Genomic DNA, 17,328 nt, shown 5'->3' on the forward strand with positions numbered 1-17,328 from the left:
AGGCTACTTGGCCCTCCGCGTGCGAAAGGGGCGGCACCGCCTGCGCGGTACCGCCCCTTGTCGTCTGTTCGTCAGGCCGTCGGGCGACGGGCGCCGACGTAGTTGTTCTGCAGCGGCGACACCTTGACGACGTCACCGGTGGTCGGCGCGTGCACCATCATGCCGTTGCCGACGTACATGCCGACGTGCGAGACCGGCGAGTTGTAGAACACCAGGTCGCCCGGCTGGAGCTGCGACCTCTGCACCGGGGCGCCGAAGGTCGACTGCTGACGGCTGGACCGCGGCAGGGTCAGACCGGCCTGCTTATACGCCCAGAGCATCAGACCGGAGCAGTCGAAGGACGACGGTCCGGTGTCACCCCAGCCGTACGGGCTGCCGAGCTTGCTCTTCGCGGCCGCGAGGGCCGCCGCCGCGGCGGGACCCGGGGCGGGCAGGTTCGGGAACGCGCCGCCCTTGTCCTTCTGGGCGTTGCGATCCGCGGCGCTCAGGTTGCCGCCGGCGCGCTCGATCTCCTTGAGCTGGTCGCTCAGCGTCTTCTGGCGCGCCTCGATGTCCGTGGTCAGCTTGGCGGCCGCGTCACGGGCGGAGGTGGCGGTGTTCTGGGCGTCCGCCGCCTGCTTGGCCGCGGCCGCGGCCTGGGCGACGGCACCGCTCAGGTTGGTCAGAGCGGTGTTCTTGTTCGCGGCGAGGACCTCGAGTGCCGAGGAACGCTCCAGGAAGTCCTGGGTCGACGCGCCCGACAGCAGCGACGACAGCTTGTTCAGCTGCACACCGCTGGTGAAGGAGGCACCGGCGAACTTGTTCACCTCGGCCTGGAAGGTCTTCTCGTCACCGGCCGCCTTGATGCCGAGTTCCTTGGCCGCGGCGGCGTCGGCGGTCGCCTTGTCGAGCTCACCCTGCTTCGCGGCGAGGTCGTCCTTCGCCTTGAGGAGGTCTTCGTTCGCCTTCTCGGCCTGTGCCGCGAGGTCGCGGTACTTGGCGAGCGCGTCCGAGCCGGACGGGGGCTGTTGGAGGGCGGGGCCTGGGGCAGCGGTGGCTGAAGGCTGGGCCACTGTCACCGCGGTGATCACCGCGGCCGCGGCCAGAGCTCCTGACACCACGCGCTTGACTGGATGCGACTGCACGGTCGCGCGTGTCTCCTTTGCTGTCGGCCACCGACTCGGAACCCGGGACGAAGAGGTCGGGGGCCCTCTTCCGCGAAGCCGCGACGCCGACCGTGAGGTCCGCGCGGTTCCCCGCGTTGCCCGCCTCGCGCCTGGCCGAGTGCTATCGCAACAGGTTTGGCGCTTGGCTGGTTCCGGTGCAGCTCCCCGACAAAGCTGCCTCAGTGGCGATCCCGTGTCGCCGTCCGGCGACGGCTTCCGGCCACGAGATCTCGGACAGGTTACGAAACCAGGGGCACCGCGTCCACCATGGGAAGGGCAAAAACTCTCCGTGATGCGCCGAAACACCTTCGGACCAGCATGAGCGGAAAGGTGTGACGGGCGTTACATCCTGGGGCTGGTCACGACTACCTACCGTTCACCCGATCGGATCGACCACTCGTCGAATGCCCCGGTCGAGGTGTGTCGTCAGGCCGATTTCCGGCGCTCCTGCCCGACGATCTCGACCATCCGGAGGCGCGGCACCATCCCGGCTTCGGCGAGCGCGTCGACCGCTTTCCGCTCGTCGGCGTCCCATTCGAGCGCGGGCGGCGCGCCGAGAAGGACGCTGACGACACAGTCATGACATGCGTCACCGCGGACCGCGCAGCGGTCGCAATCGATGACGAGCGTCTCTATGTCCGCTATATCGGCGATGGCCTTGTCGTCCATCTCGGGCTCCTCACTTTCAGTGGTGAGGCGCACATTAAGAGCGACCACCGACAGTTTCGGGCCTTGTCCACAACCAGTCCTTCCATCCACAACTTTCGGCAGCGTTTCCTTGTCGCCCTGTCGCCCGGCCACCGTGGACGTGTGCCCCTACACAGACGCTGGTCGGAAGAAGCCATCCCGGCCGAACAACGACCGAGCTGGCCGGTCCTGATTCAGGAACAGCACGGCATCGTGACCAGAGCGCAGCTTCTGGCCTATGGACACAGCAAGGCCGCCATCGTCGCGAACCTCGAGGCAGGGCGCTGGCAGCGTGTACTACCGCGGGTCTACGCGACTTTCACCGGCCTTCTCCCGAGGCAGGCCAGGATTCATGCCGCGCTCCGCTACGGAGGCGGGCACGCGGTGCTGAGCCATCGCACCGCCGCCGAGGAATGGCGGCTCGTGCCGGTCGAGGAAGGTCCGATCGAGATCACGGTGCCCTATTCCAGTTCCGCGATTTCCCAGCCTTCACTGGTGAAGGTGCACAGGTCGCGAGCGCTCCCGTACGCGGCCGCCGAGGCATGGCCGCCGCGTACCAAACCCACGGACACGATCGTCGATCTGGCGGTCTCCCAGGCCAGCGCACGGGACGCGGTGAACGTCGTCGTCGACCTCGTCAGCCGGAGCAAAGTCCCGGTCTCCGCGATGCGGGAGTGCGTCTCGACGCGTCCGCCTTTCCGCTTCCGCGCCGAGATCCAGCGAGGTCTCGAACTGGTTGCCGGAGGCCTCATGTCGGCGCTCGAAGTGGAGTTCAAAGAGCAGGTGGAGGAAAAGCACGGCCTGCCGCCGGGCGACCGGCAGACAGCGGTCAAGGTCGACGGGAAGACGTTGTGGGAAGACGTCACCTACGACTCACGAGGCGCGGCGCTGACCGTCCGTCTGGATGGGCGGGCAACCCACGCGATGGCCGCCGTCGCGTTCCGGGACCGCCGGCGGGACAACGCGGCCGAACTCGCCGGCCGGGCCCGTCTGGTCTACGGCTGGCGGGACGTCCGGAATTCGCCGTGCCAAGTCGCGGCCGAGGTGCGGACGGTCCTGGTGCGGGAGGGGTGGCGACCGACGGCCGAGCGGGTCACCTGCCCGAGATGCTCGTGAGTGGTAAGGACGGTTCTAACCGTCTTTACCACTCACGACACACTTCACACCCGGCTGAGCCGCGACACCAGCACCGCCGAAGGCACCGGATGCGCACCCTTGCCCCGCACCGAATCCGCCACCGCCCGGTCCGTGCTCGCGACCACCATCGGCCGCCCCGGCGGCTCGGCCGCGACGAGGGACCGGATGACGTCGTCCGCGAGCACGCCGCGTTCGGAGAACAGCACCCGCACCCCGCGCGGCACCGCGGCGGGCACGGAAAGCACACCGGCGCCGTCGAACACGACGGTGACTTCGGCCGAAGTCCGCGCGGCGAGTGCGGACAGCTGGTGGATCAGCCGGTCTCGCTGGTCGGAGAGCGCCAGCTCCGGATACCCGGTCTTCGTGACGTTGTAGCCGTCGACGATCAGGTGCACGTTGGGCAGCGCGAGATGCCGGTCGAGCGCGGTGACGTCCTGGATCTTGCCGCCCGCCCCGAGGCCCGAAGTCGCGCCGCGCACCATGTCCGCCGGACGCTGCCCCCGCGCGCTCACCGAAAGCTCGCGGCGAAGCCCGCCGACGGCGCCTTCGATCGTGTCCAGCAGCAGCCCGAGCCTGACCTCGTCGGCCTGACGCGCCTCACGGGCGGACTGACGGGCGATCTCGGCGTCCGTGACGGCTTTTTCCGCCCGAGCCCGCTCTGCCGCGACTCGCTGCCTCTCACGGTCCAGCTGGGCCTTCAGCGCCTTGATCTCTTCGGCGCTTTCGGCGCCTCCGCTTTCCAGCCGAGCGTGCGCCTCCGCGACGGCGTCCTTCGCCTGGCGCAGTTGGACACCTTGTTCCCGCAGGCGTTTCAACAGCTTTTCGACCTCGGCGTCGCGTTCACCCCGCGCGCTGCCGGCGATCTCCTTGGCCTCGCGCAGTTCTTCGCGCAGCTGGGCCAGTTCGGTCTCCAGCCGCTGGTTACGGGCCAGCGCGGCGTCGCGTTCGGCACGCAACGCCGTCTCCTCGGCGTTTTTCGCCACCAGCCGGACCCGTCCGGCCGCGCCCGCCTCTCCGAGCAGCACGGCGGCCGCCGCGGCGGCGACGGAATCGGGGGCGTTCGGGTCCAGGGCGTCCTTGCGGTGGTCACGCAGCCATTCGGTGACCGCGACGCGGAACTGCGAAGACTCCCCCAACGCGGTGAGCAACGCCGTCCCGCCGAGTTTCGCGCGTTTCGCCGGGGCGAACTTCGCCACCGGGCGCAGCTGCCTCGGCACGTCGGCGACCGGCAGTTTGCCGACGGCGGCGGCCGCCAGCTCGGCGATCCGCTCCCGCACGGTCTCCGGCAACGCGGTCCAGCCTTCGACGGGCACCTCTTCGGACGGCTCCGGCGCATCCGCCGACGCCACGACACCCGAGGGGCCGCCGGTGGCGTCCTCGGGCGTTTCGGGCACTGCGGGCTGCGGTTGCATCGCTCCAGCGTAGGCCCCATGGCCTCGGGGCGCGCTCGATGGGACGGCGTGCGCGCATCCTGGGATTGTCGGTGCCCGCCCCTACTGTGCCCGACCATGGACACCGGACGGCGGCCCGGCGCGGCGCAACTCGCCTTCGACGAGCTGGGAACTCCTTTGCGGGACATCACCTTCGTCGTATTCGACCTGGAGACCACCGGGACGAAACCCGGCCCGGACGGGATCACCGAGATCGGCGCGGTCAAGATCCGCGCGGGCGAGATCGTCGGCGAGTTCGCCACCTTCGTCAACCCGGGGATGCCGATCCCGCCGCAGATCGTCGAGCTCACCGGCATCACCGGCGCGATGGTCTACGACGCTCCCCGGATCGAGCGCGTGCTGCCCGCGTTCCTCGAATTCATCTCCGGTGCCGTGCTCGTGGCGCACAACGCCGCCTTCGACACCGGGTTCATGCGCGCGGCCTGCGAGGGCCACGGCTACCACTGGCCCAAGACGGCCGTCGTCTGCACGGTCCGGCTCGCCCGCCGGGTCATTTCCCGCGACGAGACGCCCAGCTACCGGCTTTCCGCGCTGGCGGCGTTGTTCGGAGCGCGCACGACGCCGAACCACCGCGCGCTCGCGGACGCGCGCGCCACCGTCGACGTCCTGCACGCGCTGCTCGAACGGGTGGGCAACCTCGGCGTCCACACCCTCGAAGAGCTGCTGGACTACCTGCCCGAGGTGACCGCGGTCCAGCGCCGCAAACGGTCGCTGGCCGAACATCTGCCGTCGAGGCCGGGGGTCTATCTCTTCCGCGGCCCGAGCGACGAGGTCCTCTACGTCGGGACGTCGTCCGATCTGCGCCGCCGGGTCCGGCAGTACTTCACCGGTTCGGAGAGCCGGGGGCGGATCCGGGAGATGGTCGCGCTGGCCGAGCGGGTCGACGCGGTGGAATGCGCGCACGCGCTCGAAGCCGCCGTCCGCGAGCTTAGGCTGATCGCCGCCCACCGCCCCATGTACAACCGCCGTTCCAAGAACCCCCGGCACTCGTGGTGGGTCGCGCTGACCGAGGAGGCGTTCCCGCGCCTCTCCGTGGTCCGCATGCCGCGAGACGGGATGCTGGGGCCCTTTCGCACCCAGACCGACGCCCGGTCCGCCGCGGACACCCTCGCCGGCGCCTCCGGGCTGCGGACGTGCACCCAGCGCATCTCGGCGACCTCGCCGAACGGGACCCCCTGCGTCCTCGCCGAGCTCGGCCGCTGCGGCGCGCCGTGCGCCGGGAAGCAGACGGTCGAGGCGTACCGGCCGGGAGTGCTGGCGGTGTCCGGCCTCATCGCCGGGACGGACGGGCGTCCGCTGCGGGCCGCCGCCGACCAGCTGGCCCGGCTCGCCGCGGCGGAGCATTACGAGCAGGCCGCCCAGCATCGCGATCAGCTGGCCGGGCTGATCCGCGCGGTCGGCCGGGCGCACCGGCAGTCGGCGCTGGCGGGTATCCCGGAGCTGATCGCCGCCGGGCCGGACGGGAACGGCGGCTGGGAACTGGCGGTGATCCGGCACGGCAGGCTCGCGTCGGCGGGGGTCGCGCGGCGCGGGGTGCCGCCGATGCCGGTCGTCGAGATGCTCGTGGCCTCGGCGGAGACGGTGATCCCGGGGCCCGGCCCGCTCTTCGGCGCGATCCCCGAAGAGATCGGCATCCTGCTGCGCTGGCTGACCCGTCCGGGTGTCCGGCTCGTGCGCACGACACATCCCTGGGCGGAGCCGGCGGCCGTCGCCGGCGGCTGGCAGGAGTGGCTCGACCTGGCGGCGAGCGCGACGGCGCTGGAACGGGTGGCGGGCTAGGATTCGCACACCGGATTCATTGACGTAGGAGGCGCTGTAGTGATCACCGCGATCGTGTTGATCCAGGTCGAGGCCGATGCCATCCCCGAGGCGGCGCAGGCGATCGCGGACATCGAGGGTGTCCGCGAGGTCTACTCCTGCGCGGGCGACGTCGATCTGGTCGCTTCGGTCCGAGTCACGGCCCACGAAGACCTCGCGGACCTGATCCCGGCGAAGATCGGCAAGGTCCCCGGCGTGCTGAGCACCGTCACGCATATCGCGTTCCGCTCGTACTCGAAGGCCGACAAGGAGTCCGCGTTCGACATCGGCGTCGAAGGAGCTTGAGGACAAACAAGAACCTCGCCCCGTCGGTGACTTTTTAACCTTCGGGGTGCATCTTGCGCAAACCGCCCATTCGCGGTTAGCTGGGATCAGAATCGGAATTTCACTGGGGGAATTCCGGTACTGGGGATTCCGGGGTATGTACCGATGATCGATCCGTCATGGGATCGCGGCGATTGCCGCCACATTCACTCCACGCGAGCCACCGCACCGCCCGTAGGCGGGAGCGGCTCGCCGATCCATCACCGAAGCCGCCGGATACGCGGCCACTGACGAAACCCGAACCCTTTCCCGGTGACTGAAACAGTCGCCGGGAAAGCGCTGGCGTTTTCCCGACAAGGATTCGAAGAAATTCGAATTCATCGCCGGCTCCGGTCTCGATTCCGGACGCCGTTGCCACCGACACCTTTCCCGGCACCGTCCGGGAAGGGTCTCCGTTAATTCAACCTGCACCGAAGCTGACTGGGGGCTTGGAGTGTACAAGCGTATTTTGTCCTGCGCGCTTTGCGCCGCGGCGTTGTTCTCCGGGACGGTCGCCGTTCCGGCGGGGCTCGCCGCCGAAACCGGAGTACACGCCACGGCCGCGGCGATGACACCCGGCGAGATCGCCCGCTGGGAGGTCCTGACCCACGCCAGGTACAGCGTCCACAGCACGGTGAAGACGGACGCGTGGATCGCTCTGCTCAGCGAAGACCCGGAGGCGGCGTCCATCGAGTTCCTCCGCTATCCCGGCGGCGGGCTCGAATACGCGACACAGCGGGCGCTCAACCGCGACGAAGGCAACAAGCGGTTCCTCCGGCGACTGCTGGAGACCCACCTCCGGGCCTACTCGCCGGAGGTCTACGACGCGGCGAACCACCACTTGACGGCGACCGCGGCCAAACGGGAGCAGTTCTGTCACGGCGGCGGCTACGAAGCCGCGAAGGCGCGGGATCAGAAGTTCCGCGCCGACCTCGGCGAGCAGAAACGTGCCCTCGTCGAGGAGGACCGCCGATACGTGCGGATGCTCGCCGAGCGGGATCCGGGCACCCAGGTGAGATTCGCCGCGGCCTACGCGGTCCGCGAGGGGGCGACCGACGACGACCTGACCGATTTCTTCGCCTGGGGCTGGGCACAGGGCGCGCGGCTGGACATCGAGACCTTCCGCGAAGAGATGCTGCGCCAGAACCGCCAGTGGCAACTGACGATCACCCAGCTGATCGTCGACGCCGAAGCCGCCGAAAAGGCCGCGCGGGACATCGAAGGCGAAGCAGGCAAGGAGGCCCGTGACCGGGCCGCTGCAGCCTGGCGCAAGGTCGGCACCGAGGTTTCGCCGGTGCGGTCGAAATGGGAAGAGGCGAGGGACTTCGCCCAGCGGCAGGCGGAAACCTGGCACGCCATCCTGCTCGCCGCGCAGCAAGCCGCCCAGAACCCCAACTGGAAAGCGATCATCGACCCCGCGAAGACGGTGGAAGGCGACTGGACGGACAACCGGTCCCTCTCCGGCGAAAACGTCGAGTACTGGGAGTCGTTGCTGCGGAAGGCCCTCGAAGGCGAGCAGCGGATCAAGAACCCGAGCTGATCATTCCGCCGCCCGGTTTCCCGCGGCGGCTTCCTCTCGAGAATAGGTGACTGGGGTATGCGAAGAACGTCCATGTCAAGGCCATGGCTCAGCCGTGGTATCACGGTGGCCGCCGTCGCCGCCGTGTTCGCGGGGCTGATGGGCGCACCGGCGGGTGCGGCCGAAACACCACCCGGCCAGGGTGTGCCGCCCGCCGTGCCCACCGCGGAACCCGACCTCGAGTCGACCACGGTTCCCCCGGCGTCACAGCGGGACAAGGTGCTGGCCGTGGAGGCCATCGAAGTCGGTGAGGCGACCGACGATTGGCTGAGGCTGTCCGACAAGAACTTCGTCTTCAAGGTCTACGAGAAGATCAGCATCGACGCCTTCCCCCGCACCAAGGCGGAAGCGTCACGGATCTACGGTCTCACCGTCGCCGACGCCTCGGCGTTCATCCGGACCGGTATCCACGAATTCGTCCAGCGCGACCACGACGAGAAGATCCTCCGCGACATCGAACGGCGGGACCGGATCGGCGCGCGGATGAAGGCGCTGGAGAACGCCCGCATCATCCCGCTGGACCCCGTGCTGCTCGACCTCACCGACCGGAACTTCGTCTTCCAGGTCGCCAGCCGGGCCAAGAGCGGCTCCAAGGTCCAGAGCGGTGCGATGGCCGCGTACAAGGGCGACGCCGCCGTGTGGAAGACCTTCATCGAGGTCACCATCCTCGACCTCGCCGAGCAGGACATCATCGAACACCTGGAACGCCTCCGGCAGGAGAACGCCGAGAAGGCGGCACGGGAAGAGCGCGACATCAAGCGGCGCACCGCCGTCGCCGAGATCCCGGCCCCCTTCCAGAACGTCTGGCTGGACGCCGAGGACGACGTCTTCGTCCGTGAGCTGCTGCGGCTGCCCGAACTGGCCAACCCGGCGAACATCGAGATCAAGGACGCGGCGGAACGCGCCTCCCGCAGCACGGATCCGGCGGTGTGGAAGGCCTTCATCGACACCGGGCTCAAGGCGGCGGCCGGCCGGGACAAGGCCCGCCGTGAAGCGCAGGAAGACCAGGCCAACCGGGACGCCGTCCGGCAGCTCAAGGTCCGCGCGGAGAACAGCGGGCTCCGGCCGCGGCTGGTCGCGGCCGCCAACGTGGCGCTCGCGGGCAACCGCGACGCGGTGGTCACGTTCCTGCGCACGGGCCAGTACGAGGTGCTGACCCAGTCGTTCGGGACCTACACCCCCGGCGTCCGGGGCTGGCACGTCCATACCGGCGGGGGCGACGCGTGGATCACCACGGGGAACCCCGGCACCGACGGAACCAAGCCGTTGCCGTACGCGACCTGGAAGGTGGCGAGCGGGCTCGCCGATCCGCTGTGCTACTCCCTGGAGTCCACCGACCGCGCCGGGAACTACCTGCGGCAGCAGGATCTGCGGGTCAAACTGCACGGCAACGACGGCACCGACCAGTTCAAGAAGGACGCCACCTGGTGCCCGCGGCGCAACGGCGGCGAGGTCCAGCTGGAGTCGAAGGCGCACCCGGGCCGGATCATGCGGCATATCGACGCGCAGCTCTGGATCGCCCAGCAGGGTGGCGGGAACTGGTTCGACACGGACCGGCTCTTCGTCGAGGACTCGCACTGGCGGGTGGTCGCACCGAATCCCGAGGTGTCGACGCCGCTCATGCTGGACTGGTTCAACAACGACGGCCTGCGCGGGCTCGCCGGTAATCCGAAGGCGGCGGAAACCTACGACGCCGGTGTCCGGTTCCGCGAATTCACCAACGGCCGCCTGTACTGGGGCCCGGAGACCGGCGCGAAGTTCATCACCGGCGAGATCCTCACCCGGTACCTGAGCCTCGGCGGGCACAAGTGGCTGCTGCCGAGTACCAACCAGCTCAACGGGGTCAACCGGTCGATGATCAACTTCCACGGCCACAACATGGCGATCTACTGGACGCCGGCGACCGGAGCCAAATTCGTGATGGGCTCCATTCGCGACCGGTGGAATTCGCTCGGCGCGGAAAACGGCAAGCTCGGTTTTCCGACCAGCGACGAGTTCACCATCCCCATCGGCCGCCAGAGCAATTTCGAGCACGGCTACATGACCTGGAACTCCAGCACGTACGAAATCCTCGTGTACATGTCCGTCGGCTGACCGAATTCGTCCTGCTCCAGCCGGGGGCCTGGGAAACGCTCCCTGGCCCCCGGCTGACCCTTTCGTCCGAACAAAGGTATGCGAAATGCGAAGATCACTGATCGTCGGCAGACGACCAGCCGGAAGTATCGCCGTCCTGACCGCCGTGACCGTGCTGTGCGGCCTGTTCACCCCGGCCACCGGGTACGCCGCTCCCCCGGCACCGTCGAGCCCGACCGTCGAGGCGCCCGCCCCGCCCGCCCCCGAGGCACCGGTTCCCCGCGAAAGCCCGGACGCCACGGCGGCCGAACTGCCCAGCGCGACCGAAACCGAAAAGGTGCGGGCGGTTTTCGAGATCGAAGTCGGTGAGGCCACCAAGGAATGGCGCGAAGCCACCGACATGAATTTCGTCTTCAAGGTCTACGACAAGATCAACGCGACGAACTTCCCGGTCACCAAGGCCGAGGCCTACCGCGTCTACAAGGTCATGCTCGACAACAACGCCGCCCCCGACGCCACGGCGTTCATCCGCACCGGCGTCTTCGATTTCGCCGCCCGCGACCGCGTCGAACGGCAGCGTCGCCAGGAGGCGTGGGACCGCACCGTCCAGCTGCGCCGGGAGATCCTGATCGACGCCGACATCGTCGGTTTCGACGACGTCATGCTCAACGACAACGATCAGATGTTCATCTACAAGGTGTACCAGAAGGCGAGGCCGGAACAGCCGAAACTCAAGCAGGGCGCCTTCGACGCGTTCGGCGGTGACGCGGCGGTGTGGAAGGACTTCATCGAGAACAAGATCCGGGCGCTGAATCACCAGGACCAGCTCGACTACCTCGACCGGTTGAACCAGGAGAACCAGGAGGCCGCCCGCAGGGAAGCCGCCAGGATGGCGAAGAAGGACGCCTGCGACAAGGTTCCCGTCATCGCCGTCGCGGCCTGGCTCGACCTCGCCGACGACGACTTCATCCGCGAGCTGCTGAAGACCCCGGAACTCGCCGACCCCGCGCACCGCGAGATCAAGGACGCGGCCACCGTCGCCCTCGCCGGGGTGGCGGCCGACTGGGACCGCTACATCAGGACCGGGGTCGCCGAGGCCCGTGCCAGGGACGACGCCCGGATCCTGCGGGAACGGGAGGAGGCCGACCGGCAGAAGGTCCGCGACATCAAGGCCAAGGCCGACGCGAGCAGGCTCCGTCCCCGGCTCGCCGCGGCGGCGGGCGACGTCGCCGCGAACGGGACCTGGGACCAGGTCAAGGACTTCCTCGCCAGGGGCCAGTACACCGTGCTGGAACAGGCGTTCGCCGGAGTCACCGCCGGACGGCGGGGCTGGCACGTCCGCAGTGCCGGCGGCGATGCCTGGGCCACCCCGGGAACCCAGCCGTCGAATGTCGTCACCGCGCCCTTGGGCGACGCCACCTGGAAGATCGTCCCCGGGCTCGCCGACGCGAACTGCTTCTCGCTCGAATCGGCCACCCGGGTCGGCAGTTACCTGCGCATCGCGCCGAACCTGCGGGTGCAGCTGGCGGGCAACGACGGCACCGACGTCTACAAACTCAACGCCACCTGGTGCGCCAAGGCGGGCAGGGACGGCAATCCGACCAACGTGACACTGGAGGCGAAGGCGCATCCGGGCCGCTATCTGCGGCAGTACTGGGGCGAGCTCTGGGCGGCCAACGGCCTGAGCAAGGAGAACAACTTCGACACCGACGGCAACTTCTCCGCCGACATCAGCTGGATTCCCGTCGGCCCCAACCCTTCGATCACCACGAAGATCGACGAGCGCTGGCTCAACGAGGACTGGTGGGGCTGGAACGGCCTCGGCCCGCAGACCCAGCCGGAAAACATCTTGAACGGCATCCGGTACAAACGCTTCCAGAAGGGTGGCGCCTTCTGGTCGGCCCAGCACGGCGTGGTCCGGATAATGGACCCGCTGCTCAACAAGTACCTCGAATCCGGCGGCCGGAACATTCCGGGATTCATCCCCAGCGGGGACACGGGATACCTGCCCGACGGGAAGGGCATGCGCAACCTGTTCGCCGGCCCCAGAGGCATCTGGTACCACCCGAACATCGGCCCGAAGCTGATCTACGGGGCCATTTTCGATCGGTGGGCGGCACTGCAATACGAACGGAGCAGGCTCGGCTATCCCACTTCCGACGAAATGGATTTCCCCGGCGTACCCGGTAAACGCGTGAGCTACTTCCAGAACGGAAGGATCGAACACACCGCCGCCGAAGGCGCGAAAGAGTACTACAACTGACAAGCCCGAGGTGCCTTGCCGGGTACACCGGCAAGGCACCTCATTCACCCCGCAGTAGTTCTTTTCACCGATACCTGGGGGTTCTGATGTCGAGAACGAGATATCTACTGAGAACGTTCCTTGTCTTCTTGGCGACCGCCGTACTCGCCGGACTGATCCAACCGGCGCCCGCGGTCGCGGCCGACGATCCACCACCGGCCACGCCGCCACCGACGTCCCCGGCCCGTCCCTTGCCGGAAGACCCGTACCGCAACTGGGACGGCCAGGCGGGCGTACCCGCCCTGGTGGGCAGTCCCGTCGTCCGGCAGATCATCGCCGATCACGCCGAGCTGGCCGAGGAGCCCGAAGTACGTGAGGCCGCGCGCGCGGCGCTCGACGCGGGCACCGAAGCCGCCTTGCACGAATTCCTCGAAACCGGCCTCGACGCCGCCAAGGCGAGGGCCGCGGCGCGGGAAGCCGAGACCGCGCGCCAGAACCGGGCCACCATCCAGGCGATGGCGGGCACCGGCGGGCCGATCTTCAACGCCGAGGTCCAGCGGGTCCTCGCGGGAAGCGATACCGACCGCGAGCAGTTCCTCGCCTACGGCAAGGAGATCGCGAGGGAGCGCGACGCACAGGTCGCGGCGGGCGGCCAGGCACGTGCCGAGCAGCTGCGCGCCAGGGTCACGGCACTGCTCGGCGTCGCCGGGCACCACGTGAAGACGGCGGCACAGGCCGCGCTCGACGCGGGTGACGCGGCGATCGCGGAGTTCCTGAACACCGGCTACCTCGCCGCGGCGAAACGTGACGCCGAAGAGCGGGAAAAGCAGATCCGTGATCAGGAAGCCGCGGCACGGGCCGCCGAGCAGCTGAGCGACCTCGCCAAACGGGCCGTGCGGGCGATGACCGCGCGACGGAACCTGATGGTGGCGCACGGTGACGCGCTGCGCGCGCTCCAGCGGATCGCGAACGCGATGGTGCTCGCGGGGAACGAAGCCCGCAAGGCCAAGCAGATCCTGGACGCGAACGACGCGGCGGGCAACCACCCGCCCGACTCCTTCACCTTGGTCAAGGCCGAGGCCGCCCGTCAGGTCGGCAACGCCCGCGACGCCGCGGCCGATGCCGTGCGCGCCGCCGAGCAGGCCGGCGTCCAGGCCGCCGAACTGGTCGCCGTCGGACTCCCCTACGGCACTCAGTGGGCCGACATGGCGAGGGGTATGAGCGCGGCCGGGCAGGCGGCGGTCCACGCCTCGGAGACCGCACAGCACGCGATCGACGCCACCGAAGCCACCGACCAGGCGCGCAACGCCCAGGAACGCGCCGAGAAACACGCCGAGCAGGCTCGCCAGTGGGGACTGCACGCCGAAGAGCACGCGACCGCTGCCGCACAGGTGGCGGAAGCGGCACGAGTGCAGGCGGTGGCGGCCAAGGACGCGGCCGTCCGGGCCAAGCAGGCGCGCGAAGCGGCCGAAGCCGCGGCCAACGCCGCCAGGGCCTCGGCCGAACGCACCCGCGCACATCGCGAGGAAGCGGAACGGCAGCGGGACAGGGCGAAGAGCGCCCGCAGGGTCGCCGAGGCCGAGCGGGCCAACGCGGCCGCCGCCCGTCAGCGTGCCGACCAGGCAGCCGCGGAAGCACGTCGTCACCGCGGCGAAGCCCAGCGCCAAGCCGGTATCGCCAACGACTCCAACCTCCGTGCGCAGGAACAGGAACGGCTCGCCGGGGAAGCCGAACAGCGGGCGGTGGGCGAAGAAGGGAAGGCGAGAACCGCTCGCGACGCCGCCTTCACCGCGGAACGGCTGAAGCAGACCGCGCAGGCGAAGGCGGAAGCGCTGAACGCGGCCGAAGCCGCCGCACGGGGCACCGCGGCGGAGACCGACGCGAAGAACGCCGCCGCCGCGGCGCGGAACGAGGCCGACAACGCGACCGCCGCGGCCACCGCGGCCCGCGACGCCGCCAACCGGGCGACCGGCGCCGCCGTGGTCGCGAGGCAAGCGGCGGGCGAAGCGACCCGAGCGGCGGCACGGGCCCGGGCCGCGGCTCAGGAAGCCCGCGCCGCCGCCTCCGCGGCCAACCACGCGGCCAACCGGGCCGAGTCCTCGGCGGCGGAGACCCATCACCACGCCACCCAGGCCAACGTGAAGGCGACCGAGGCGACGGCCGAGGAGACCAAGGCGGCCGAGGCGGCACGGAACGCGGTTCAGCTCGCGGAACAAGCGGCGGGCGAGGCGATGCGTTCGCTGATGGCGGCGGAGCGTACCCGCGCCGAGGCCGACGCGGCGTTCAACGAGTCGGTCTCCGCGGCCACGCAAGCGGATATCGCCCTGCGGGCGTCCACCGCCGCGCGGGCGTCGTCGAGCGCGATCACCGATCCGGCCAACCGGGCGATCATCGTCGTCGCGCCGTACGCGGGTTCGGACCTCGACGCCGATTTCGTCATCCTGGTCGCCAACCAGGCCAGGGCGGTCGGAGCCGAGCAGGCGCAAGCGGCCCGCGACCGGGCCACCGAAGCGAGGCTGGCGGCTGATCGGGCCGCCGAAGCCGCTGCTCGGGCGCAGAAAGAGGTGAAACCCGCGTTCGAAGCCGCGGCGCGGGCAGCGGCATCAGCCGCCGCAGCGGCGAACTCGGCGGCCGAGGCGCAGGAAGCGGCGGCCGTCGCCGCGGCCGAAGGCGCGCTGGCTCGCGCCGCGGGCGAACGGGCGAACGCGTCGGACGCGGCCGCCCGTGCGGACGCGCAGACCGCCCGTGCGGCGGCCAACGAGGCCAACGCCGACGCCGCCATCGCCGGCCGGAGCGCCGCGGCGGCGGAACGCGAGGCACAGGCGGCGAGGGACTCGGCGTCGCGTGCCGAACGGGACGCTCAACTCGCCAGGGACGCGGCGACCGCAGCCGAAGCCTCGGCGGCGGAAGCCAGGGCGGCGGCCGACCGGGCCGAAGAACACGCGCGCAACGCGGCCGCCGCCGCGGAACGGGCACGGCAAAGCGCGACCGAGGCCCAGCAAGCCGCCGACCGCGCGGAAGACCAGCAGCGCAAGGAGGAAGAGGAGGCGAGACGCCGCGCGGCCGAGGAGACGGGTGCCGGGCTGCCCGATCTGACTCAAGAAGAAATCGCCATGCTCTCGGCGACCGAATTCGGCCGGATGCTGCTGGACGAGTACCGCCAGGCCGCGGAGCAGTCCAAGAACGGCGGCAGTGTGACGTCGTTCCTGGTGGAGATCGGGGCCGAAGTCCTGCTCGAGGTGATCGGCTGGCGTGACGCGGAGCGGTGCTTCGGTGAAGGCAACATCGAGGCCTGCATCTGGACCGTGGTCAACGTCGCGTCGATCGTCGTCGTCTTCCTGAAGCTGCCCAAGGTGGCTTCGGCGGTCGTGAAGATCATCCAGAACATTTCCAAGTTCTTGAACAAGTCCGCGATCTTCCGCAAGGTCGCGGACAAGGTCAAACCGCTCTTCAACGCCATCCGCAAATGGTGCAACCGGATCAGCCAGGTACCGGCCACCGCGAAAGCCGCGGACATCCCCGATTTCACCTGTGGGCTCGTGGATCACGGTGACAACGGGGGAACGTTGCCGAGCATCGCGCTCGACTACCGGATCGGAAACGGCTACGGAACGAGCCGGAACGTCGCCGTCGCCTATCTCCCCGGCTACAAGGACCCGAACGGGAAGCTCCCCGACGGCTACGTGGCGGGCAACAGCAACGACGCCGGCCGCCACTCCGAGCAGCACATCGTCGAGCAGGTCATCGAGCAGGGTTTCGATCCCAAGAACATCAAGGGCCTCTACAGCGAACGCGAACCGTGCCCCGACTGCAAACGGGACTGGGTCAGCAAGATGGCGCCCGACCTCAAAACGTCCTTCTCGGTACCGTGGACCGGTGATCCCGAGATCGACAAGATCTACAAGGGGAGCCTGATCGACATGATCAAGAAGTCCTACAAGAGGCGCGGCCTCTTCGCCGGTTCGGCGACGGCCGCCGAAGCGGAACAGCGCGTCTTGGTGGGCAGCGGAGCAGGCGGATGACCTCGCTCCGCCGCGTCCACCCCGCCGAACAAGAACGGCTGTTCGCTCTGGGCGACCGGACCGAAGCCGTGTTGCGGGCGGCGGGGTTCCCGGTGATCGTCGAGCCCGATCCGGACGATCACCGGGACGCCGGAGGTGCCGTGATCGAGGTGGACGTCTTCGAGGGCGCGTGCGGGGTCTGGGTCGACTGGGTGGTGGCAAGGCCTTGGCGTGATGAGGCCTTTCGGCTCCTGGTGGCAGGCGACAAGGAGAATCCCCAGGTGCGGCGGCAGATCGCGGTCCACGCGGCGATGCGGACGGCGCTCACCGCCGTCCTCACCGCCGCGGGCCTGACCGTCGTCCCGAGCGACGACGACACGCGTCCCCTGGAGCTCAAGGTCACCGGCTGACGATCCACCACGCGTGGCAGGGTCCGTGAAGGCCTCCTTCCCTACCTTGAACGCAGGGTCACGGCAAAGTCGGATAAGCGCTGGTCAGTGCCACTCCAGGCGGTTCGGACTCGATCTCCGAACGGACGGACGACCGGACGCTTGACCGGATGATGTCCACAAAGGACACCAACCGGCAGGCAAATGTCCGTTTGATTCATATTTGTCCGGTTTCAAGTGGGGTCGTGAGTGGCGATGCTCGTTCTAACCCTCTTTGCCACTCACGACTCCCCGCGAAACCGGACATACAGGCACAACACAGGCGCATGCCACCCGGAAGTGACCACTGTGGACACCAAAGGCCCCAGGCGGCACAACGCGCCACATTTGACTTACTCCTCAATAACGACCAAAAACACTCACGACCTCTTCATAAAACCCGACGAGCCCTCCGTCACCAACTTGACCAGCGGGCAGACGACTTTTACCGGGGCCCTGACCTT

Annotated in this window: 11 protein-coding genes; 8 read left to right on the forward strand and 3 right to left on the reverse strand. The window is 69.1% G+C overall.

Features of this window, described 5'->3' with window-relative positions; genetic code table 11:
• Positions 1-71 precede the first annotated feature (71 nt).
• Entirely contained in the window at positions 72-1,124 is a 1,053-nt protein-coding gene (locus AORI_RS69560) for a C40 family peptidase (RefSeq protein ID WP_016336032.1), read from the reverse strand.
• Positions 1,125-1,571: 447 nt separating this feature from the next.
• Positions 1,572-1,814 (reverse strand): hypothetical protein, encoded by a 243-nt coding sequence (locus tag AORI_RS69565; RefSeq protein WP_016336033.1) that lies wholly within the window; start codon positions 1,812-1,814, stop codon positions 1,572-1,574.
• A 141-nt stretch (positions 1,815-1,955) separates the two neighbouring features.
• On the opposite strand from AORI_RS69565, the gene AORI_RS69570 reads away from it, so the two are divergent.
• Positions 1,956-2,948 carry a hypothetical protein gene (locus AORI_RS69570; protein WP_016336034.1) on the forward strand — a complete coding sequence of 331 codons (993 nt, stop codon included), beginning with the start codon at positions 1,956-1,958 and terminating at the stop codon, positions 2,946-2,948.
• A gap of 44 nt (positions 2,949-2,992) precedes the next feature.
• Here the strand turns inward: AORI_RS69570 and AORI_RS69575 are convergent, their stop codons facing one another.
• Positions 2,993-4,381: an NYN domain-containing protein gene (locus tag AORI_RS69575; protein ID WP_016336035.1), complete on the reverse strand. Its 1,389-nt coding sequence runs from the start codon at positions 4,379-4,381 to the stop codon at positions 2,993-2,995.
• 96 nt (positions 4,382-4,477) lie between these two features.
• On the opposite strand from AORI_RS69575, the gene AORI_RS69580 reads away from it, so the two are divergent.
• The 7 genes from AORI_RS69580 (at position 4,478) to AORI_RS69610 (ending at position 16,846) form a co-directional block, all read left to right on the forward strand.
• Positions 4,478-6,199 carry a DEDD exonuclease domain-containing protein gene (locus tag AORI_RS69580; protein ID WP_016336036.1) on the forward strand — a complete coding sequence of 574 codons (1,722 nt, stop codon included), beginning with the start codon at positions 4,478-4,480 and terminating at the stop codon, positions 6,197-6,199.
• Positions 6,200-6,238: 39 nt separating this feature from the next.
• Complete coding sequence (locus AORI_RS69585; RefSeq protein ID WP_016336037.1) at positions 6,239-6,523, forward strand: Lrp/AsnC family transcriptional regulator; 285 nt, start codon at positions 6,239-6,241, stop codon at positions 6,521-6,523.
• Between the two features lie 472 nt (positions 6,524-6,995).
• A complete protein-coding gene (locus AORI_RS69590; RefSeq protein WP_016336038.1) occupies positions 6,996-8,081 on the forward strand; it encodes a hypothetical protein in 1,086 nt (361 codons plus the stop codon).
• 105 nt (positions 8,082-8,186) lie between these two features.
• Positions 8,187-10,214, forward strand: a complete 2,028-nt coding sequence (locus AORI_RS69595; RefSeq protein WP_016336039.1) for an AbfB domain-containing protein — start codon at positions 8,187-8,189, stop codon at positions 10,212-10,214.
• Positions 10,215-10,299: 85 nt separating this feature from the next.
• The gene (locus tag AORI_RS69600; protein ID WP_016336040.1) at positions 10,300-12,456 is read left to right on the forward strand and encodes an AbfB domain-containing protein; all 2,157 of its coding nucleotides are present in this window, start codon (positions 10,300-10,302) and stop codon (positions 12,454-12,456) included.
• A gap of 128 nt (positions 12,457-12,584) precedes the next feature.
• Entirely contained in the window at positions 12,585-16,457 is a 3,873-nt protein-coding gene (locus tag AORI_RS69605) for a nucleic acid/nucleotide deaminase domain-containing protein (RefSeq protein WP_016336041.1), read from the forward strand.
• Positions 16,454-16,846 (forward strand): hypothetical protein, encoded by a 393-nt coding sequence (locus AORI_RS69610; protein WP_016336042.1) that lies wholly within the window; start codon positions 16,454-16,456, stop codon positions 16,844-16,846. Before AORI_RS69605 ends, AORI_RS69610 begins: the two co-directional genes overlap by 4 nt.
• The last annotated feature ends 482 nt before the right edge of the window (positions 16,847-17,328 follow it).

The organism is Amycolatopsis keratiniphila, assembly GCF_000400635.2.
In the GTDB taxonomy this organism is placed as follows: domain Bacteria; phylum Actinomycetota; class Actinomycetes; order Mycobacteriales; family Pseudonocardiaceae; genus Amycolatopsis; species Amycolatopsis keratiniphila.